At 64.3% G+C, this 806-nt stretch carries 1 protein-coding gene; it reads right to left on the reverse strand.

The window, feature by feature from the left end; all coding sequences use genetic code 11:
• A partial coding sequence (locus tag BSF40_RS31320; protein ID WP_141249833.1) for an AMP-binding protein occupies positions 1-806 on the reverse strand: 806 nt, incomplete at both ends.

Raw genomic sequence — 806 nt, forward strand, 5'->3', positions numbered from 1 at the left:
GGCTTGAGGGCATGGGCGCCCGGCAGCGGGCTCATCATGTTGCCGCCGGTTTCGGTCTGCCACCAGGTGTCGACGATCGGGCAACGGGACTTGCCGACGTTCTTGTAGTACCAGTCCCAGGCTTCCGGGTTGATCGGCTCGCCCACCGAACCCAACAGGCGCAGGCTGCTGCCATCGGCGCCTTCAACCGCGGCGGTGCCCGAGGCCATCATGGCGCGGATCGCGGTCGGCGCGGTGTAGAGGATGTTGACCTTGTGTTTGTCGACGATCTTCGCCACCCGGGTGATGTCCGGGTAGTTCGGCACGCCTTCGAACAGCAGGGTGGTCGCGCCGTTGGCCAGCGGGCCGTAGACGATGTAGCTGTGGCCGGTGACCCAGCCGACGTCGGCGGTGCACCAGTAGATTTCGCCCGGACGGTAGTCGAACACGCGCTCGTGGGTCATGGCGGCGTACAGCAGGTAGCCGCCGGTGGTGTGCTGCACGCCCTTTGGCTTGCCGGTGGAACCCGAGGTGTAGAGGATGAACAGCGCTTCTTCGGCGCCCATCTCTTTGGGCGCGCACACGGTGCCGGCCACTTTCATCAGGTCCTCGAACCAGATGTCGCGATGCTGGTTCCACTTGATCTCGCCACCGGTGCGCTTGCACACGATGACTTTCTGGATGCTGCTGGTTTCCGGGTTGGTCAGCGCGTCGTCGACGTTGGCCTTGAGCGGGATCTTCTTGCCGGCACGAATGCCTTCGTCGGCGGTGATCACCACTTTGGATTTGCAGTCGATGATGCGACCGGCCAGGGCTTCCGGCGAGAA

The sequence above is a fragment of the Pseudomonas sp. ACN5 genome (assembly GCF_002303975.1).
GTDB classification, from domain to species: domain Bacteria; phylum Pseudomonadota; class Gammaproteobacteria; order Pseudomonadales; family Pseudomonadaceae; genus Aquipseudomonas; species Aquipseudomonas laurylsulfatiphila.